A 20,590-nucleotide genomic window follows, 5' to 3' on the forward strand; every position below is an offset into this window, starting at 1 on the left:
ATGAAATTATGTGCATGAGGGGGAAGGACTTACAACTGGGTTTTAGGACTGACCCAATAAAACCTAAATAAGCCAACAAAAGCCTAGAAACGCAAACTACAAATACGAAAAAGGCGCACCCTAAGGATGCGCCAGTTCTCTCATTTCACTTTACGTAGAAATTACATGTGTGCAGCAGTGTCAGCAGCAGCTGAATCAGCAGCGGCAGCAGCAGTGTCAACAGCAGCAGTGTCAACAGCAGCAGTGTCATTGTTAGCTGCGGGAGCATTCTTTTTGTCGTTGCAAGATGCGAAAGATACGGCTGCAATAGCTACGAAAGCCAAAACTAATTTTTTCATTTTCTTTGCTTTTTAAATCTGTAAAACAATCATTTGTTTATTAAAACATTGCAAAGGTAGGCATTTTTCTAATACCACGAACTATTTTTTATGATTTTTTTTAGCCTTATCTTGTAACTTTTTCATAAACACCTGCAATACAACGAATTACAAAAGTGTTAAAATTGCATTCGCAAAGGTTTCTTTAGACGTCATCCCCCTTTATCATCCATTTCATCGTTACAAAGCGAAGACTTATTCATGCATGTGTGCGTCCACAAAAGAAAGCGGAAGAAGGTCTTTTACCGATGAAATTTCGAAAACACGACTCGTTCCATAGAGAAGAATTCTTACGGGATGCTTATATCTTTCTTCAATCTCTAACATCACCTGTCTGCACGCTCCGCAAGGACTAATTGGATTTGAAAGAAAGCCGTTTTCATTGCGAGCAGCTATGGCTAACGTGTTTACCGACTTTGTGGGATAATGTGATTGGGCAGCAAAGATGGCCGAACGTTCGGCACACAGGCCTGATGGAAATGCTGCATTTTCTTGATTTGAACCAATAACCACGCTTCCATCATCTAACAATGCTGCTGCGCCCACGTAGAAATTGGAATACTTGGCATAGGCATTATCTGTAGCCTGTTTTGCCTGCTCAAGCAATTGGCGGTCGGCATCAGTCATTTCTTCGAAAACAAATTCGCGAATAAGGATGTTAAGGTCTAATGTTCTCATATTATATAATGTGATTGTTTTTTATTCTGCATACTCATAAGCCCCTAAGTCTGGTTTTGCGTCGCGCAACTTACCCAATCTATCAGTGGGTAAAGTCCACAATGCATTGCCAGCATTAATTGCCCCACTACCCTTTTTCAACCTAAAATCATAGTAAAGGTTCTTGTCATCGAACGTCATAAAAGTATTTTTAGGCGAGAATGCGGTATCTGTGGGCTGTTCGTAAACAATGTTGTCGAACGTGGCATTAACATAAGGCAGGTCTATTTTAGGCATTCGGATACGACTATCTCTAAATGTAATCAACACCCCTTTTTCTTTTTCTTCCTTTCCTAGCATCACCACATCGTTGGCATAACCTGTTATAAGACAATTCTGAAGCAAGCAGGTAACCAGCGGGTACTTGTCAAACGTTATCCACAAAGCCGCTCCCCTTTCTGTTGCAAAAGGATAAAACTGCGCCAGGGTGCAGTGTGTTAGTGCGGCTTTACAACCATTTATCCGCACACAATCGTTCTGTGTATTGGATATTTGACAGTTTTGCATCTCCATCAGGCATTGTTCTGCCAATATCCCATAGCCCTGACAATTATGAATTGTTGATGCTTTTAAGGTAAGTTTCGGACGTGAAACGTCTGAAGAGTCTAATCTTAGCCCATCGAAAGCACCATAAAGGTCCATGTTTTCAAATTCATTGCCATACGAATGTTCGTAAATGCGTATACCTGCCCATTGTCCACTCACACGACTGTATGGCAGATAGCTGAACATTTTATCCAATCTATCACCTCTCAGTGTCACATTGGCATTGGCCGTTCCCTTCACCAACAAGCGCCCATACACATCTATACCAGCCTTATCATGAAAAAACAACTTTGTACCAGGGGCAATAGTTAGTGTTGCTGCACTATCTACACGTATGCCACCATAAACAATTATCGGACTTTCGCCTGATATAATGGTGTCTCTACGTATGCGTAAATTGTATACTTGGCGAGCTTTCCAGCTACGTGCACGTAGCAACATACGCTGTTCCATAGCCACCAACTGACTAAAAACCAATTTATCTTCAATCAAAGTCATGCCTTCGGTGGTGGCTTTTGGGGAAGTGAGCTCTACAAAAACCCGCACACTATCGTTCTTCCTCACTTCTAAATCACTTGTTTGAAAGCCCGATTCAGCACTCAGATAAGTACCGCCAACGTTTACCCGAAAGCCATGTTGATTGCCACCCACTAACCTTACGCTAGATAAGCGTACATTATTTTGGGAGCGATTATACACCCAAAAACTACGCGTTGAGCTAGGAACGTTGGCAAAAACAGTGTCCATGTCTACCGTATCGACAGAAAAATAAAGTGGAGAGACCGAAGAAGATGTTGAAAAATCTTCATCGGAGCACGATATAAACAAACTGATGATAGCGACAATAAATAGGGTGTACTTTACTTTCATATACCTTATAACGTCTAACAAGAAAAAATATTGTTGGTAGAGACAAAAGAAATACGCTGCGCCTTGCTGTATTTCCTTTTATCTATGGATGAAGATTGTGTATCAGTCTCTTGATAAAGAAAATCATGAGTAGATAGACACACCGCTTGTCCTTGTGAATAATTGGGTTTTCTAAAGCGCAAAGAAAAGAAATAAGCAAACAAAAGAAAAGCTAGTTCTAAAAAACACCTTGATGTATTTTAGAACTAGGATTACAGATGTAAACTAATTAGGTTGTCAACAATTATCGTTGGGCAGCTTAAGCCTCGATAATTCCGGCCTCTTGCCAATTAACAAGCAGTTCGCTGCAGTCTTTAAGAGCCGTCTCAAACTCCACCTCGTATTGCTCGGTAAGCAAGTTTGCCAAAGTGTCAGCCGTAAACTCTTTATCTTCTAAAGCTTCCCAAAGATAAGCAGAGGTTTCGTTCATGCTGATAATCTTGCTAAAGTCGATATTTTCTTTACCTTCAGCCACAATAATATGCTCGCCACAGATGGAGCGCAAATTAAATCCTACTTTTTTTTTCATAATCCATTATACTGTGTTTACGTACGTTTGTACCCTTAGATTGGGCCAAACAGACGTATCCAAATTCGTGAGTAAAAAGCCAACAGATATCTACGCATCGGCAACAAGGTTGTCCATAGGGCCGAATAAATGCGCCATTTAAGACTGTTGGTTTTGTCTATTTTCTCTCTTCCTTTTCTATAAAAGCCCAAAGCGAACCCCTTAACATCAGTCTTTTTGCACCGTTCGATGGCCAAATTGCCATCGCCTCGTAGGGTTATGTCATCCCCTTCAATTTTTACTATACGATGCAACACAAAAACACCAGGAGCAATCTCAGCCAACACCGCATCACCTTTTTGTAGCGTTGTGGGTCTGCTAAGCAAAGCCTTATCTCGCTTATGCTCTAAGAAAGGGCGCATGCTATATCCCTTTAACCCAAGGGTGACAGTATGTCCTTCATCCAAGAAGCGTATTACTTCGGGCAAGAACCGAGCGTTTTCAAACTCAAGTTCTCTTATTTCGCTATGGTTTGTTGACATAACAGCGCTGCGTCTTTATTGGGTAAGCAATGAATGGTGTATACTTTAGAGGTCTCTATTATCTTAGTGATGATTTCAACAGTGTTATTAAACACGGCTTTATCCCATTTCATTGTAGAACACGACGGAAGCAACGAAGCAAAAGCCTCGATAGGCCTCATCTGTTCCACACTGTTTTCTTTGGCTCGGTCGATACGCGAGATTGAACCAAGTTCGGCCTTTATGTTACGATAGCAAGGCGTTTTACCACTCCACGGACTACCATATATATAGGGTTTTCCATCGATGACGCGAACAATGGGATTATCATCGTTCATCAAGTCGCAATCAGGAATATAGCGTAACCACAGACTAACGTGAGTACTTTTTCCTGTTCCACTCTTAGCTGTAAAAGCATAGCCCTTATTTTGATGTCGCACGAGCGAGGCATGGATAAGCAACGTCTGTTGAAACGAACCTGCAAAAGCATACGATAGCATCAATGCATTATTTAAACCAAAGTTACGCATGGTGAAATCACCCTCTAATTTACATCTGCAAATCGAGAAATCTTTGTTCGTATGAAGCAGGCAACATAAATTGCCTTGAACATTTCTGATATGAAATTGGTAACCGCCCGATGGCAATACGTCTACTAAGGTCATGCCGTTGCCTGTGTCGATATCCCTTATCAGCTCTGTATCTTCTGGCGAAATAGGCTGCAAGTCGTTAGTAACAAACAGCTTCAAAAGCAAGTTTTTCGGTTCATCATTCACCCTAAAAGGGTCCATCGACTGTATAAGTGTTCCATCATTGGGAGTTGCATTTTCAAAAATAATGCTCACCCCATGTTCTGCGATTATAAAATTATGACTCATCGTTGCTCTTCTTCTCCGTATAAGTGCGTGCTGTGCCAGCGTTGCAAGGTTAACACCAAGCTTCGCCAAAACCTTAAACACAACATCCCAATTTATTTACCAGCACATCAATTGAGGGAATTTAGACTAGTGGCATTATTTCTCGGGTGCTACGGCTGCGTATTTAAAATCTTTAGCGTTGAGGTAGCGCAAATTAGCGTCGCCTTTAGCAGCATTTTTCTTTAACAGCGTGGCATATTTCTTTTCGGCTTTCTTTCGCGAAAGGGCAAAGCAAGTGATGCAAGTGGGATTTACAAAGCCTTGCGACTGCAAAAAGTCGCGAAGTTGATACGAATAATTCTCCCTACTATAGAGGAAATTTCCCTTATCGTTAATCCAAGCATCAACCTCTTGCACATCGGTAATGTAAGATGTTGAGTCGTTAAACGAAGCAGCCATTCCAAAGATATAAACCTTGGTTTGCACCAGTTTGGCTTGGGCCGTTGTGGCCAATGTCAGCAAGAATGTTGCTGCAAAAAAATATTTTTTTAATTGTTTCATCATTATTTATATGGCAGAATCACTGCTTTTATCCTATTGAGAGAGGCCACACTAGCCCCACTCTACCCTATTTATTAGTGCAGCGCACTCGCTTTACTGTCCCAGATAAGACTTTAGCATTTTGTTCTTAGTGTTGTTCCTGAGTTTTCGAAGGGCCTTTTCTTTTATTTGGCGCACTCTTTCGCGCGTTAGTCCGTACTTATCCCCAATTTCTTCGAGCGTCATTTCCATTTGATTGATACCGAAGAAAGCCTCAACAACGTTACGCTCGCGTTCATTTAAGAATTGCAGAGCCTCTGCAATCTCAGCTCGCAACGACTCTTTCACCAATTCGTTGTCAACACTTGGAGTGTCGTGATTGGCCATCATGTCAAGCAAGCTATTGTCTTCCCCGTCCATAAATGGTGCATCCACGGAAACATGCCTGCCAGTTACCTTGATAGCATCCTCAATCTTGTCTTCTGGCAAGTCGGTTTTCTCTGCTATCTCGTTAATGCTGGGCCTGCGTTCGTTTTCTTGTTCGAACTTATTAAGTATCCTATTAATTTTATTTACCGAGCCCACTTGATTTACTGGCAAACGAACAATGCGACTTTGTTCTGCAATAGCTTGCAAAATGCTTTGCCTTATCCACCACACGGCGTAAGAAATAAACTTAAAACCACGCGTTTCGTCAAACTTTTCAGCAGCTTTTATGAGTCCCACATTACCTTCGTTAATGAGATCTTGTAGGCTAAGTCCCTGGTTTTGATATTGTTTGGCAACAGACACAACAAATCGCAAGTTGGCTTTGGTTAGCTTCTCCAAGGCTTTTCTGTCTCCTTTTTTGATGCGTTGTGCCAATTCAACTTCCTCTTCCACAGAGATTAGTTCTTCATGTCCAATCTCCTGCAGGTACTTGTCCAGCGAGTCACTCTCCCTGTTCGTTATCGATTTCGTGATTTTCAGCTGTCTCATTAAGCGTTACTTTTATATGCTTGTATGCAAATTTAATGACTTTGAAGCACATTCACAAATCTTTTTGCCTTTTTTTGCTTATCTATCTACATCTTCTTTATACACAGCAGAAAAGGCAGACAATTTTATTGCCTGCCTTTAGTGCTTTTTGTGTTGCCTACTTGGTATGCAACAACGATGTTGTCAGTCTTTAAGCAAACTGAGATTGTAAATTGTTACGCCAATAATGGTGAGCATACCTCCGAACAAAACTAAAGGTGTAAAGCCCGAAAGATTCACACCGAGAAGGGCGTCGAAGAACAACACGCCCGCATTTCTAGCCACTTGTATTGCCAATTCCCAACCTCTTGTAAACAATATAAAGGCCAACCCAACCATACAACAGAAGAATGTCCACAGCCTGTTATAGGTTTGGATGGGCGAACGAGGCAGCTTCTTCATCACTTGTGCAGAGAAGCCGTTGTCTGTTAATTCTTGTTTGTGCTCTTCAAAGAAGTGTTTCAACAAGTCGTCATCTCTTTCTGTCATATCCATTTTCTTTTAAGTATCGTGTCATTTTATCTTTACCCCTGAACAAATGCGACTTCACGGTACCTGCAGCCATGCCCATTATCTCGGCGATTTTGTCGATTGGCTGGCCTTCCATCAGCTGCAAAGTTAAACAAGTTCGTTCGTAATTATTCAGCGTATTCAATGCAGCATAGATGTCAAGCGAGACAGTTGTGTCGGAATTTTCTGCGTTTCGCCTGCTCACCTCCGCCGTTTCTAAGTCTTCGGTGTGTTTACTGTTACGTGTGCTATCGTAAAACACATTGTAAGCAATACGATAGAGCCATGTCGAGAAAGACGCATCGCCCCTGAATTTAGTGATATTGAGATAAGCTTTCACGAATGTATCCTGAGCCAGGTCGTCGCTAAGCGCTTCGTTTCCCAACGTTTGATTGAGAAAGAAACGCCTAATGGGCGACTGATACCTCACAACCAGCTCGTTAAAAGCTTTTCGGTTGTGTTGTTCAGCCGCCATGGCAACTAGGGTATTATCGTTTAGCGCAGTCACGTTTATTTAAAATTCAGGATGATTATCAATATCGTTGTTTTCGCGTTTTTTACGAGAAACGCGTGCCATATACACCTGCCCGAGTCCGTAGCAGAGTACCAATAGACCCACGCCCACCAATGGCTTGGCACGAAACATTATAAACATCAAAGCTAAACCCAGTCCGACAGCCGTATTCTTCACACCTTTTCTCCACAACACCTCATCGCTTTCTGAAAAGGAGGAAGCATTATGTGTTGGTGGCAACTGCCCCATATCCATTGCTTTCATTGACATTTTCACACGGTCGTTGTGTCGTTTTATCAAATAGTATAAGATAAAAACAAATACAAAGAAAGGTGCAACCAAGAAGAGAAAACTGCAAATGATAATAAAGACACCTAAGATAGTTCCGCTGGGACCACCTAACCTTGAAAGATATTTTAAGAGGTCAAGAGGATTATCGATGTCATCATCATCATCATACTCTGCAAGCACCTGGATACTATTAGCATCATCCTCATCTATATCGCTAAAAGACGTGGTATCAGAATACACATGAATGGCAGAAGAAGCACTGTCTTCCATAACCTTAACAGTGGCTGCGCCGTGGCGATGTCGGTGCTTAGGGGTGGCATCCATAACCGAGACTCCGACTAGAAACAGCATGGAAAACGCCAAAAGATATTTCTTCATTGTGTTGTTGTTTTATCGTTTTTACGTATATAAGACGCAAACAAACACGATTTAGTTGCAGAGGATGAAAAAAAAACATATATTTGTACTCGCTAAAGACGAATTTACATGGTGCTACCACAAGATTTCATCACTTACACACGGGCTTTGATGGGCAGCGAACGCTATGATAAAATGGCTTCCGCGTTACTCGAAGAACCTCCCGTGAGCCTAAGATTAAACCCGTTTAAAACCTTAAGCGGGATCACCGAGGTATGCAATGCTGATGGTCAAGTGCCCTGGGCCAGCAATGGCTTTTATCTGTCTGGGCGCCCCAACTTCACTTTCGACCCTCTATTTCATGCAGGCACATATTATGTGCAAGAGGCATCGTCGATGTTTGTGGCATGGATAGTTAGCCAATTGATACATATCCCCATTACAATGCTCGACCTATGTGCTGCCCCTGGCGGTAAGTCTACAGCTTTAAGGAGCGTTCTGCCGAAAGGAAGCTTGCTCTTCTGCAACGAGCCAATGCCACAAAGATCAAACATATTGGCTGAAAACGTCCAGAAGTTTGGACACCCCGACATGGTGGTTACAAACAATTTTGCTGCAGACTACCGCAAAAGTGGCTTGCAATTCGATGTCATCTTAGCCGATGTGCCTTGCTCGGGCGAGGGTATGTTCAGAAAAGATGCTGGTGCTATTGCCGAATGGAGCGAAGCAAATGTGGAACATTGCTGGCGATTGCAACGGGAAATTATTTCCGACATTTGGCCCTGCCTTAAGCCTGGCGGATTACTGATTTACTCTACTTGCACTTTTAACGACAAAGAGAACGAACGCAACGTGGAGTGGATTGAACAAGAGTTTGGTGCCGATTTCGACCTCCCGCCCATTCCTTACGAATGGAACATCACTGGTAGCATTGGCTCAGACATTCCTGCTTGTAGGTTTATCCCAGGCTCATCCAAGGGAGAAGGCCTTTTCTTATGCGTGCTTAGAAAAAGGCACGAACACCACTTGTCTCGCGAAGAGCGAATAAAACGCCTAAGCAAAAACATACCGACAAAGCCTAAAATGCCCGATATTCCACAATGGCTTAAAGCAGATTATGATTGCTCGATACGCCTAATAAACAGCAATATCTATGCCATTCCCAACCAATGGGTTAGCGTATTCGATAAAGCTTGTGAGGCTTTACGCATCGTCCACGCGGGAGTGGGATTGGCCACCTCTAAGGGTAAAGACCTTATTCCGCACCCTGCCCTAGCCCTCTCCATTGCTTTAGCTGATGGTGCTTTTACCCAATGCGAGCTAGATTACTCCTCAGCCATCGCTTTTTTAAGGCGCGAGGCCATCGCTCTTCCCAACGAAACGCCACGTGGATACGTACTGGTAACCCATAAAGACATGCCTTTGGGCTTTGTAAAAAACATAGGCAACCGCGCCAACAACCTCTATCCACAAGAGTGGCGCATAAAAAGCACGCACATACCGCAACCTCAACAGATTATAAAATTAAAATGAAACAATATCTAGACTTGCTTCAACGCATCGTAACCGAGGGCTCGCGCAAGGAAGATCGCACTAGAACGGGAACCTTAAGTGTTTTCGGACACCAAATGCGTTTTAACCTCGCAGAGGGCTTTCCGTTGCTCACTACGAAGAAGTTGCACCTCAAATCCATTATTCACGAATTGCTTTGGTTTCTCAATGGAGACACAAACGTGAAATATCTTCAAGAAAATGGTGTGAGAATTTGGAACGAATGGGCCGACGAAAACGGCGAACTGGGCCCTGTTTATGGGCATCAATGGCGTTCTTGGCCTGATTATAATGGTGGACACATCGACCAAATTCAAGGCATTGTGAATGCTTTGAAGAATAATCCCGACTCGCGACGCATGATAGTGAGCGCATGGAATGTGGCAGAAGTTGACCAAATGGCTCTCCCCCCCTGCCATTGCTTATTCCAATTCTATGTTGCCGACGGCAAATTAAGCTTGCAATTGTATCAGCGTTCGGCCGATACGTTCCTCGGTGTGCCATTTAACATCGCCTCGTATGCACTCTTAACCATGATGATGGCCCAGGTTTGCGGTCTGCAACCTGGTGACTTTATCCACACAACAGGCGACACGCATCTTTACCTAAACCATCTAGAACAAGCTAAAGAGCAGCTTCAGCGCGTCCCTCGAGCATTGCCCAAGATGGTAATTAACCCTAATGTAACAAGTATTTTCGACTTTAAATACGACGATTTCACCCTCGAAGGTTACAACCCTCTTCCTCATATCAAGGCCGAAGTATCGGTGTAAGCTTCTTAATACATCAAGTTATGCAGATAAACGTTATTGCTGCTGTGGCGCAAAACAATGCCATTGGCTATCAAAACAAACTGATATACTGGTTGCCCAACGATTTAAAGCGCTTCAAGGCCCTTACCACTGGCCACACTATTATCATGGGTCGAAACACCTTTCTTTCGCTACCCAAAGGGGCATTGCCTAATAGAAGGAATGTGGTGTTGAGCACCACTCAAACCGTTTTCCCTGGCTGCGACTGTTTTTCTTCCTTACACGATGCATTACAAAGTTGCGATGCTAACGAAGACGTATATATAATAGGTGGCGCTAAGCTTTATAACGAAGCTATAGACATTGCTAATAGACTTCTTTTAACCGAAGTAGTCGATACGCCTAAGGAAGCAGATGCGTTCTTTCCATGTTACGATGGCTGGGTGCAAACTGCTTGCGAATGTCATAAGAAAGACGAGAAGCATCAGTTTGACTATTGTTTTGCCGACTACGAACGACCGACAACGCTCGCTATCGACTAATCTCAAACACACTAAATACATTTACACGCAAACGTATGATAATCAAGATTAGTGGCATGCATCATGCCGACGACATCAAAGAGGCTTCGCTTTTGGGCGTCGACCTTCTTGGATTCGACTTCATTCCCCAAAGCAAACGATACGTAAGGATGATCTCATCACAAGCAGGTATCATCCCCGACTTCAGCGAAGAGCGTCTTCGCACGCTTAGTAAGCATAATAACAACCTACAACCACATTCACGTAGGATTAGTCGTGTGGGCGCTTTTGCCGATGATATGCCTCAAAACATTGTAACACGCGTATATAACTACGACCTTAATTATGTGCAACTTAACGGAGACGAACCTGCTGTGACGCTCGAAAACCTACGACGCACTATCGACCCCGACATACAAAAGAGCATCAGACTTATTAAAAAGATTAACATCACCTCGATAGCCGACCTGGCCAAAACCACCGAATACGAGGGTAATGCCGACCTGCTACTTTTTCATATCACTGCTGAAGAAGCCGAATATCAAGCCACTGGCGACAAAAATTCGCCACTCAACCAACTGCTTTCTGTATACTCTGGCATCACACCTTTTTTAATAAGCAAACCCAATGCCCCCTTCGACACCTTATTAATTAAGGACATTGCTCACCCCTTGTTTGCAGGTATCGATCTTGATACGCAGTTCGAATTAGAAAATGGGCGTAAAGACATGGTCGCATTGAAAAGTTATGTAGAAGCCATTAGAGCCTTTAGATGATAACATACACAACAAAAGGCGTAACACAAAAGAAAACCATGAATATAGTTATCATCGACAACTACGACTCATTCACATACAATCTTGTACATCTCATTGCAAGTTTGGGGGCAAATGTAACGGTATTGAAGAACGATAATTTGGATCTGGTCCAGCTAGAAAACTTTGATAAAATTGTGCTTAGCCCAGGTCCTGGCCTTCCTGAAGAAGCAGGCAAGACTATGGACGTGATAAAAACCTATGCCTCCATCAAACCCATACTGGGAGTTTGTCTTGGTCATCAAGCCATAGCCTTGGCTTATGGCGCCAGTCTTACCAATCTCCCTACAGTCTGTCATGGTCTTTCAACCATTGGGTTAAACCTTGGTAACGACCCCATTTTCAAAGGATTACCCGCCAAAGTGGCCATGGGTAGATATCATAGTTGGGTCGTAACACGCGAAAGCGTCTGTCCTCCATTAGAGATAACAGCCCTAAGTGACGACGGATTGGTGATGGGCATCCGCCACAAGCACTTAAAATTGCACGGCATACAGTTTCATCCCGAAAGCATTTTAACGCCCGAGGGCAAAACCATCGTCAACAACTGGTTATATAATGACTAATTACTTTTCATCAAAAAACAACTCAGACAAGAATATAACTAGCTATTAATAAAAAGATTATCGACAATCATATAAGCAAAAATAAAGCAATTAATTACCAACATCAATTTAATATTTTATTCAAAAAAGCATATTTCGTCTTTAAAACGAGGTTATTTATAAAATAAATCATACCTTTGTATTAAAATAAAGGACTTTATGAATACCACGAGCCCCACTATCATGACATCCAAACACTAAAACAACCATTTAATGGAGCAACTGGTATAAAAACCTTAAGCTTGCCTGAACTTATGACGAGAAAACAACAACACTACAAATGGCGCCTAGTTGGAAATGTAATTCTAACCTTGGTAATGTTTACCGCAATCTCGGTAATCCTTAAACCTGTGTTCATGTTCTACAATCACAGTTCTTTCAGTGATTGTACTTTGAGCGATTATATGGCCGTTATTTGGCACGGCCTGCCCATGGACTTATCAGTAGCTGGTTATTTCACCATCATCCCTGCCCTACTGGCACTAATTTCCATTTGGTTGAACCCCACTTTAATTCGCGGCCTGCACAGAACCTATTTATTTTTTGCAGCGCTCGTGTTGAGTGTAATCTATTGCACAGATGCCATTCTCTACGATTATTGGCACTTCCGAATAGACTCCACGCCCTTTTTCTACTTCTTCAGTTCTCCAAAAGACGCGCTAGCGTCTGTTTCAACGTGGTGGATTGTGTTCGGCGTCGCGATGCTACTCATCCTCATATCCGCACTATTCTTCATTTTGGTGAAAGCTTTAGGAAGGCTTCCCGAGAGCAAAGGCATTGCCAAAGACAGGCTCATTGCATCCGCCATTATGATTGTTATGTTGGGATTGTTGTTCATTCCCATTCGTGGAAGCTTAGGAACTTCAACCATGAACCTAGGTAGAGTGTACTTCAGCGAAAACCAAAAACTAAACCACGCGGCCATTAATCCCTGCTTTAGTTTACTCACTTCGCTAATTAACGACGAAAACACTCAAGACCAATATCGTTTTTTCACCGAAACAGAGGCCAATAAGCTATTCGCAAAAATCAGGGACAACAGTGCTAAAGGAGGAACTGATGCGGTGTTTAAAATGCTAAATACCAACAAGCCCAATATCATTTTGGTGGTATTAGAAAGCTTTTCAGCGCATATCATGAAATCTATGGGCGGTACACCTAACGTGGCTGTAAACATGGATAAGTGGACAAACGAAGGCGTATTGTTCACCAATTTCTACGCCAACAGCTTCAGAACCGACCGCGGATTGGCTTCCATACTAGCTGGCTATCCTGCCCAACCCACCATGAGCATCATGAAATTCCCTAACAAAACGGGGAGTTTACCGATGTTCCCACAAAAACTAAAAAAAGCAGGATATCAACTTAAATACTATTATGGCGGAGATGCAGACTTCACAAATATGCGTTCTTTCGTCACAACAGCCGGTTTCGAAGATCTAATCTCTGATGCTGACTTTCCGCTTAAATTAAGATTAAGCAAATGGGGTGTGCCCGATGAGTATGTGTTTGAGCGGGCTTTGGTCGACATTAAACAACAAGACGCCAACGCTGCGCATCTCACCGTGATACAAACAAGCAGCAGCCACGAGCCTTACGACGTGCCATATAATAAGCTGAACAATAAGATACTGAACGCATTTGCCTATACCGACAACTGTCTAGGTAAGTTTGTCAATGCTCTAAAACAACTACCAATGTGGAAAAACACCCTCGTTGTATTAGTTCCCGACCATCAGGGATGTTATCCAGAGAACCTGGACAACTACACACCTGAACGTTACCATATCCCCCTACTCCTTATTGGCGGTGCACTGAAGGCCAAAGGGCATATAGCCACATATGGTTCGCAAGCTGATATAGCAGCAACACTCTTGTCGCAGCTTGGAATTTCGTACAACGAGTTCACCTTTAGCAAAGACATGCTCAACCCCAACGTGCCACATTTCGCGTTCTCAACAGTGCCCAATGCGTTCATGATGAAGACAAACGACAACACAGTGTTCTTTAACTGTGAAACAAATAAAACTATTCTGGATAACGGAAAGACGCCAGGAGCCAACCTGCCCTATGCCAAAGCATACCTGCAGAAGCTCTACGACGACATTTCCAAGCGATAACAACATAAATGATAACAACCCTCAACAACTTAGACGCGGCCATTTTACTATGGCTTAACAGCTTTCATTCAACATTCTTCGACCATTTCATGAGCCTTGTAACGGGCAAATGGATTTGGGTTCCGATGTACGCTTGCATCTTGGTGGTGCTCACTCTTCGTGTTAGCTTCAAGCCTAAACTCCTCATCATCCTTGCAACTATCGGATTGGGGTTGTTTTTCTCAGATTTCTTTGTTTCCGAATACATTCGCCCGTTATTCAATAGGCCACGCCCCTCGCAGCCTGGTAGTGGCATTAGCCATCTTGTTCACCTTGTAGACAACTACAGGGGTGGCAGCTATGGATTCCCTTCTTGTCATGCTTCAAACTCGTTTATGTTAGCCACCATCATCTATTTGATATTCCGCAACAAAGCGCTTGCATGCTTTCTCTACGCTTGGGCCATAATTATGTGCTACAGCCGGGCTTATTTAGGTGTTCATTATCCAGGTGATTTACTCGTAGGTGCAATATGGGGAAGTGGCGTTTCGTATATGCTTTACAGCTTGGCAAATCGCTTTTTCAACCTTTCTGATTTAAAAGACGCCAAACAAACAGCATACATCAACATGGCAGTAACTGCAAGTTTCGCTTTAATCTTAATTATTTCAGCGGTGCAAGTGTGCGAAAGCTAAATTGTAGAACGATGTTTGGCTAAGCGTAATTTGAGAAATTGTTACGCCACATTAGTATGATACATAACACATTAGCCACAAAATATAATAAAGAAAGACTAAACAGAAGCACTCATGCTTGGCGTTTCAATCTTTTTCAGTACATTTGCATAACAAATAACATAACAGGTAAACAATGAAACCAACACTATTATTACTCGCCGCCGGTATGGGAAGTCGTTATGGTGGCCTCAAACAACTTGATGGACTAGGCCCTAACGGCGAAACCATCATGGACTATTCTATCTACGATGCCATCAAGGCAGGGTTTGGAAAAATTGTCTTTGTAATACGCAAAGACTTCGAAAAGGAGTTCAAAGAGAAAGTTCTCTCTAAATACGAGGGACATATACCTGCCGAACTGGTATTCCAAAGCTTAGATGCTTTACCCGAAGGCTACGCTGTTCCTGAAGGAAGAGAAAAGCCTTGGGGAACAAACCACGCTGTAATGATGGCTAAAGATGTTATAAAAGAGCCTTTCTGCGTTATCAACTGCGACGATTTCTACAATCGCGACTCATTCATGGTAATAGGCAAGTTTCTCTCCGAACTTCCCGAGAACAGCAAGAACGCCTATGCAATGGTAGGTTTCCGCGTTGGAAACACGCTTAGCGAAAACGGTACTGTGGCTCGTGGCGTTTGCTCTACAGACGAAAACGGTTTGCTCACCACTGTGGTTGAACGCACCGAGATTATGCGTGTTGAGGGTAAAGTGAGCTATAAAGACGAAGAAGGACAATGGGTGGCCATTGAAGACAACACGCCCGTGTCGATGAACATGTGGGGTTTCAGTCCCGACTACTTCGACTATAGCGAAAAATACTTCAAAGATTTCTTGGCCGATGAGAAAAATCGCACCAACTTAAAAGCTGAATTCTTTATCCCGCTGATGGTTAATAAACTGGTAAACGATAAAACTGCAACAGTGAAAGTGCTCGACACCACAAGCAAATGGTTTGGCGTTACCTATTCAGCCGACCGCGAAGGTACTGTTGAACGCATTCAATCGCTGGTTAACGAAGGCGTTTATCCCTCAAAATTGTTCTAAGAATACTTGATTAACTGCCAATAAGGCGGTAACCAATGGTAACGTTTGGGCTTGGAATTAAATTCGGTATTACTGCTTTTCTCGCCCACTTACCACTTTATAACATAAGCTATCTTTGGCCGTTTGCCTCTATATGGTATACCCAAAGATAGCTTTTAACTTTTTATGTCGTCACAATACCATTTGTATTGTTGTGCAAAACAAACATTCTGAAGAACTTAAACGTCTGTTCTATTTGTGTACAAACGTCACGAATTCAACCCTTAGAACAAACCCTACTCCTAGACAAGACTATAAAAAACGGGCTTTGCCCAACCGCAAAAGCGAGAGAACAAAACCCGTTATTGTTAATTTGGTCTCTTATCTAGTTGATAAGTCTCGCAAATATTAGTCTAGCCATTTAACGTAAGCAAAGTCTTGACGATGTGGTAGAAGGTCGTTTTTGGGGTACATTCTCACACAAGTTCTATATGTACCTGCGTTAGAAGGCTCAATTTCTGCTTCGAATGTGAAGAGATTTCCCTCACGTTTAACCATCTTAAACTGATGAGTGCTGTACACTTCACGGTCGGAATCGCTATGTTCGCTCTTCAACGACACCAGTTCAAGGCCAACAGCATCGTCCAATCCTTGTTCGTCAATCACGTAGCGAATTGTATATTTCATACCTGTTTCGCCACCATTTTCCAAGAACGATGTTTCTTTTGAAACCACATGTATACCATCCCATCGTTCAGCAACAGCCTCTTTCCAGGTAGCAATCTTCTTAGCCAGCTCGTTATTGTTGGCCAATAGTTGGGCTGAACGTTTAGCCTGACGATTGTAGAACTTATCAAAATAATCGTCAAGTTGACGCTTCATCGTATAGTGAGGTGCAATTGTGGCGATAGAGTTTTTAATAACCTGAATCCACTTTTCACTATATCCCTTCTTGTTCTTTTTATAGTACATCGGAATAATCTCGTTTTCGAGCAGACCGTAGATGGTGGCAGCATCTAGTTTGTCTTGATATTCCTGGTTCTGATAGGTACGTTTCTCGTCCAAAGCCCATCCTGCGCCTTCGCGATAACCTTCAACCCACCATCCGTCAAGCACAGAGAGATTAACAACACCGTTTAGTTCGGCCTTCTCTCCCGAAGTACCCGAAGCCTCTAAGGGGCGAGTTGGGGTATTCATCCAGATATCTACACCTGATACCAAGCGACGAGCCAGCTGCATATCATAGTCTTCCAAGAAAATAATCTTACCTAAGAACTCAGGGCGTTGGCTAATTTCAAAGATGCGTCTGATAAGTCCTTGTCCTGCACCGTCTGCGGGGTGAGCCTTTCCAGAGAAGAAGAACAACACGGGATGTTCAGGGTCGTTAACTATCTTAGACAAGCGCTCGAGGTCGGTAAAGAGCAAGTGCGCACGTTTGTAGGTAGCAAAACGACGGCAGAAGCCAATCATCAGCGCGTTGGGGTTGATGCGTTCGAGCAGCGAAACAACGCGTGAAGGGTCACCTTGGTTTTTGAGCCAAGTCTCTGTAAACATCTCACGGATAAAGCGAACAAGCTTCTTTTTCAACGCCATGCGCGTGTTCCAAATCTCCTCGTCGTCTACATTATAGATGGCATGCCAAATCTTTTCGTTGCTTTGGTCACCCATAAACGATGGGTCGAAGTGTTTATCGTAGAGTTTACGCCATTCGGTTGCGGTCCAAGTAGGCAAGTGTACACCATTGGTTACATAACCCACATGGTTTTCTTCTGGATAATAACCCTTCCAAATTGGAGAGAACATTTTTTGGCTAACCCAACCATGCAAGCGGCTAACGCCGTTAACTTCTTGGCAAGTGTTGCATGCGAACACCGACATACAGAAACGTTCGTCGTGGTTTTCAGGATTTTCGCGCCCCATACCGATAAATTCGTCCCACGAAATACCCAATCTTGAAGGATATCCACCCATGTATTTGCCAAACAAATTCTCGTCAAAATAATCGTGTCCGGCAGGTACTGGCGTGTGAACGGTGTAGAGCGAAGAGGCACGAACAAGTTCCATAGCCTCATTAAAAGGCATACCGCCATCAACATAATCACACAAACGTTGCAAGTTACAGAGCGCAGCATGACCCTCATTGCAGTGATAAATCTGCTTTTTGATACCCAGTTTCTTCAACGTTAAGATACCACCCATACCCAAGAGGATTTCTTGTTTCAAGCGGTTCTCGTTATCACCACCATAAAGAGCATGCGTAATGGGACGATCGTATTCAGAATTCAGCTCGTTATCCGTGTCAAGCAAGTAGAGGCTAATGCGTCCAACGTTCATTCTCCACACGTATGCGTGAACCATATAGTTCATATAAGGAACCTCAACAACCACAGGATTGCCTTCTGCATCAAGCTGTCTTTCAAGAGGAAGCGAGTTAAAGTTCTGCGCATCGTAATTAGCAATCTGCTGTCCGTCCATACTTAGTGATTGCTTGAAGTAGCCATATCTGTACAAGAAACCAACAGCACACATGTCAACATTGCTGTCTGAAGCCTCTTTCAGGTAGTCTCCGGCAAGCATACCCAATCCACCCGAGTAGATTTTCACTACTTGGTTGATACCATATTCCATGCTAAAATAGGCCACCGAAGGGCGTTTGCTATCGGGTTTCACATCCATATACTTACGGAACATGGCGTAAACATCCTTCACTTTCTTCATCAAGGCCTTGTCCTTCACGATTTCTTCCTTACGGTCGTAGCTCAATCTCTCAAGCAACATCACGGGATTGTGCCCCACTTTCTCGTAAAGTGTTTCGTCTAGGCTTTTCCACATATTGCGTGCTTCGTAGTTCCAAGCCCACCACATATTGTGTGAAAGCTCGTCCAGACATTTCAGCTCTTCTGGCAGTCGCGACTTAATAGAAAGTTCTTTCCACACCGGAGCATTTGAATAATCGGCTTTAATCTTCATAATTCTCAGTTCAATATTGAATAATGTTTTTATTTCTCTTATTTGGTTCTCTCTTCTGTCTTTGTCAGTGCCATGTGATAGGCCTCATTATAATAGGCAATGAACTTTTTCCAAAGCGCTTTTTTCGAAAGGCTTTTGGCTTTTTCTCTAGCTTTTGTTACCGCTGTTTTAGGCAGCAAGGCATAATTTGCCACCGCATCCTTTATTTCGTCGGCCACCTCGTGGTAGTTGTAATCAGTGCGGTGCACAACCTTTACACCATTGGAGAGGTTGTTTTCTGCTTTATCAGCTTCCAAAACCTGTTGTGCCCAAATGCCAAAACCAGCCAAATCGGTGGTAACACAAGGGATGGAGAACGCCACAGCTTCAAGTGGAGTGTAACCCCAAGGCTCGTAATACGAAGGATAGACGCAGATGTCGTTACCCAGTATGAGGTCGTAATAAGGCATATTGAAAATGCCATCGTTACCATTGAGATAACAAGGCACGAAAATAATCTTCACCTTATCTTGTTTATTGTTTGCAAAGTCAAGCGCTCGCAACATTGTCAAGACGTTATCGTGCTCCATGTTATGCAGCCAATGGGTAAGCATAGGGCATGGCAGCGGAGTATCGAAAACAGTGTTGGGCGATGCATTAAGTCTTTCGGCAAGATCTTCTCTAGCACTCCCCACCCATGCTGGCACATCAACAAAAGCCACAACCTTCTTGTTTAGGCGTTCATCAAAGCGCAAGCGGTTCATGGCATCAATAAACACGTCGATGCCTTTGTTTCTAAATTCGTAACGTCCACTGGTTGAAACAATGAGTGTATCCTCGCCGAATAAGTCGCCAGTGAGACAGTTGGCCACACGAAGCATTTCTGCACGTGCACGTTTTCTCTTGGCCGTAAATGCACTTCCTTTAGGCACAAAGTCGTCTTCAAAGCCATTAGGCAACACTACATCAACTACTTTATCAAGCAATTCGCGACATTCGTTGGCCGTTATGTCGCTAACGGTGGTAAAACAATCCACGTTCCATGCCGTTTGTTTCTCTATCGAATGCTTGCTTTGCATGTTTAATTCGTCGGCCATTTGGTCTCCGTTGTAGGCAAACAGATACTCGTAGAGGGGTTTGTTATTGCCGGCAATACTGCGTCCGATGCTTGTTGCGTGGGTTGTAAAGATGGTTGCAACCTCTGGAAGGTGCTTTCTTACGTACAACAGGCCCAATCCGGCCATCCATTCGTTACCATGATACACCACTTTTTCGTTATTTTCCACTTGGTAACGGCAGAAACTCTCTACCACTTTGGCCGCAGCATACGAGAACATCGACGCCTCGTCGTAATCTCCATAGCCGTGCAAACTGTCCACTTGGAAGTCTTCCCACAGCTCCGTATATATTTTATCTTTCTCCGAAAAGAAGGGTTGAAAATCTACCAACACAGCAACAGGCGAGCCAGGAACATCCCAACGGCCCACCTTAACGTTCAAGCCATCCGTCCGAGCTTGCTTTACCCAATCGGCATAAAGGCTATTCACTTCCTGAAAACCTGTGTTCTCTCCATTCAAGAGCGGCCCTACGAAGATTATCCTGTCGGGCATTGCCGTCTGTAAAGTCCGTGCCCGTGTAGAAAGAACCGTGTAAATCCCGCCAACCTTGTTACATACTTCCCAACTTGATTCTAGAATATAGTCGGGGAATAGCTTTTTTCTATTCATTTATATATATAAAATATTATTGCAAAGATAGCATAAATTTTAGACAACGCCCAAGTTATAGTTCATTAATTTGCTAAAAGTTGGTATATACTTGATTTAGATTGGGTGGGCAAATGCACATTAGGGCTTGTGTTAGAAAGCCCACA

21 protein-coding genes are annotated in these 20,590 nt (G+C 43.2%); 8 read left to right on the top strand and 13 right to left on the bottom strand.

Annotation, left to right across the window (positions count from 1 at the left end; genetic code table 11):
- Positions 1-161: 161 nt before the first annotated feature.
- The 11 genes from QME03_RS09955 to QME03_RS10005 all read right to left on the bottom strand — a co-directional run bounded on the left by QME03_RS09955 (position 162) and on the right by QME03_RS10005 (position 7,685).
- Positions 162-338: a PG1828 family lipoprotein gene (locus QME03_RS09955; RefSeq protein WP_170116106.1), complete on the bottom strand. Its 177-nt coding sequence runs from the start codon at positions 336-338 to the stop codon at positions 162-164.
- Positions 339-572: 234 nt separating this feature from the next.
- Positions 573-1,055 (bottom strand): cytidine deaminase, encoded by a 483-nt coding sequence (cdd, locus tag QME03_RS09960; protein ID WP_025815157.1) that lies wholly within the window; start codon positions 1,053-1,055, stop codon positions 573-575.
- Positions 1,056-1,076: 21 nt separating this feature from the next.
- Positions 1,077-2,510 carry a right-handed parallel beta-helix repeat-containing protein gene (locus QME03_RS09965; RefSeq protein ID WP_025815158.1) on the bottom strand — a complete coding sequence of 478 codons (1,434 nt, stop codon included), beginning with the start codon at positions 2,508-2,510 and terminating at the stop codon, positions 1,077-1,079.
- 298 nt (positions 2,511-2,808) lie between these two features.
- The gene (locus tag QME03_RS09970) at positions 2,809-3,078 is read right to left on the bottom strand and encodes a PqqD family protein (RefSeq protein WP_110369927.1); all 270 of its coding nucleotides are present in this window, start codon (positions 3,076-3,078) and stop codon (positions 2,809-2,811) included.
- A gap of 35 nt (positions 3,079-3,113) precedes the next feature.
- Positions 3,114-3,599, bottom strand: a complete 486-nt coding sequence (locus QME03_RS09975) for a S24/S26 family peptidase (RefSeq protein ID WP_025815160.1) — start codon at positions 3,597-3,599, stop codon at positions 3,114-3,116.
- A complete protein-coding gene (locus tag QME03_RS09980; protein WP_025815161.1) occupies positions 3,575-4,456 on the bottom strand; it encodes a hypothetical protein in 882 nt (293 codons plus the stop codon). The genes QME03_RS09975 and QME03_RS09980 overlap by 25 nt, the downstream gene beginning before the upstream one ends.
- Positions 4,457-4,591: 135 nt before the next feature.
- Positions 4,592-4,999: a hypothetical protein gene (locus QME03_RS09985; protein WP_374188376.1), complete on the bottom strand. Its 408-nt coding sequence runs from the start codon at positions 4,997-4,999 to the stop codon at positions 4,592-4,594.
- A 90-nt stretch (positions 5,000-5,089) separates the two neighbouring features.
- The gene (locus QME03_RS09990) at positions 5,090-5,953 is read right to left on the bottom strand and encodes a sigma-70 family RNA polymerase sigma factor (protein ID WP_025815163.1); all 864 of its coding nucleotides are present in this window, start codon (positions 5,951-5,953) and stop codon (positions 5,090-5,092) included.
- Between the two features lie 183 nt (positions 5,954-6,136).
- Positions 6,137-6,481: a DUF5056 domain-containing protein gene (locus tag QME03_RS09995; RefSeq protein ID WP_025815164.1), complete on the bottom strand. Its 345-nt coding sequence runs from the start codon at positions 6,479-6,481 to the stop codon at positions 6,137-6,139.
- A complete protein-coding gene (locus QME03_RS10000) occupies positions 6,465-7,010 on the bottom strand; it encodes an RNA polymerase sigma factor (protein WP_170116105.1) in 546 nt (181 codons plus the stop codon). The genes QME03_RS09995 and QME03_RS10000 overlap by 17 nt, the downstream gene beginning before the upstream one ends.
- A gap of 6 nt (positions 7,011-7,016) precedes the next feature.
- The gene (locus tag QME03_RS10005; RefSeq protein ID WP_025815166.1) at positions 7,017-7,685 is read right to left on the bottom strand and encodes a DUF6249 domain-containing protein; all 669 of its coding nucleotides are present in this window, start codon (positions 7,683-7,685) and stop codon (positions 7,017-7,019) included.
- Between the two features lie 108 nt (positions 7,686-7,793).
- Here QME03_RS10005 and QME03_RS10010 point away from each other — a divergent pair, with 108 nt between their 5' ends.
- From QME03_RS10010 to QME03_RS10045, 8 genes are all read left to right on the top strand, one after another.
- Positions 7,794-9,197 (top strand): methyltransferase RsmF C-terminal domain-like protein, encoded by a 1,404-nt coding sequence (locus QME03_RS10010; RefSeq protein WP_025815167.1) that lies wholly within the window; start codon positions 7,794-7,796, stop codon positions 9,195-9,197.
- A complete protein-coding gene (locus tag QME03_RS10015) occupies positions 9,194-9,988 on the top strand; it encodes a thymidylate synthase (protein WP_025815168.1) in 795 nt (264 codons plus the stop codon). The genes QME03_RS10010 and QME03_RS10015 overlap by 4 nt, the downstream gene beginning before the upstream one ends.
- Before the next feature lie 20 nt (positions 9,989-10,008).
- Positions 10,009-10,509 (top strand): dihydrofolate reductase, encoded by a 501-nt coding sequence (locus QME03_RS10020; protein ID WP_025815169.1) that lies wholly within the window; start codon positions 10,009-10,011, stop codon positions 10,507-10,509.
- 35 nt (positions 10,510-10,544) lie between these two features.
- A complete protein-coding gene (locus QME03_RS10025; RefSeq protein WP_025815170.1) occupies positions 10,545-11,264 on the top strand; it encodes a phosphoribosylanthranilate isomerase in 720 nt (239 codons plus the stop codon).
- Positions 11,265-11,302: 38 nt separating this feature from the next.
- Complete coding sequence (locus tag QME03_RS10030) at positions 11,303-11,869, top strand: anthranilate synthase component II (RefSeq protein ID WP_110369945.1); 567 nt, start codon at positions 11,303-11,305, stop codon at positions 11,867-11,869.
- A 293-nt stretch (positions 11,870-12,162) separates the two neighbouring features.
- Positions 12,163-14,028: an LTA synthase family protein gene (locus QME03_RS10035; protein WP_084614315.1), complete on the top strand. Its 1,866-nt coding sequence runs from the start codon at positions 12,163-12,165 to the stop codon at positions 14,026-14,028.
- Between the two features lie 8 nt (positions 14,029-14,036).
- The gene (locus QME03_RS10040) at positions 14,037-14,702 is read left to right on the top strand and encodes a phosphatase PAP2 family protein (protein WP_025815172.1); all 666 of its coding nucleotides are present in this window, start codon (positions 14,037-14,039) and stop codon (positions 14,700-14,702) included.
- A gap of 175 nt (positions 14,703-14,877) precedes the next feature.
- Positions 14,878-15,789: a sugar phosphate nucleotidyltransferase gene (locus QME03_RS10045; protein ID WP_025815173.1), complete on the top strand. Its 912-nt coding sequence runs from the start codon at positions 14,878-14,880 to the stop codon at positions 15,787-15,789.
- 387 nt (positions 15,790-16,176) lie between these two features.
- On the opposite strand, the gene glgP is transcribed toward QME03_RS10045, so the two are convergent.
- The gene (gene glgP / locus QME03_RS10050) at positions 16,177-18,738 is read right to left on the bottom strand and encodes an alpha-glucan family phosphorylase (protein ID WP_281724277.1); all 2,562 of its coding nucleotides are present in this window, start codon (positions 18,736-18,738) and stop codon (positions 16,177-16,179) included.
- Between the two features lie 38 nt (positions 18,739-18,776).
- Entirely contained in the window at positions 18,777-20,444 is a 1,668-nt protein-coding gene (locus QME03_RS10055) for a glycogen/starch synthase (protein WP_281724278.1), read from the bottom strand.
- Between the last annotated feature and the right edge of the window lie 146 nt (positions 20,445-20,590).

It is taken from the genome of Hoylesella shahii (genome assembly GCF_937990675.1).
In the GTDB taxonomy this organism is placed as follows: Bacteria; Bacteroidota; Bacteroidia; order Bacteroidales; family Bacteroidaceae; genus Prevotella; species Prevotella shahii.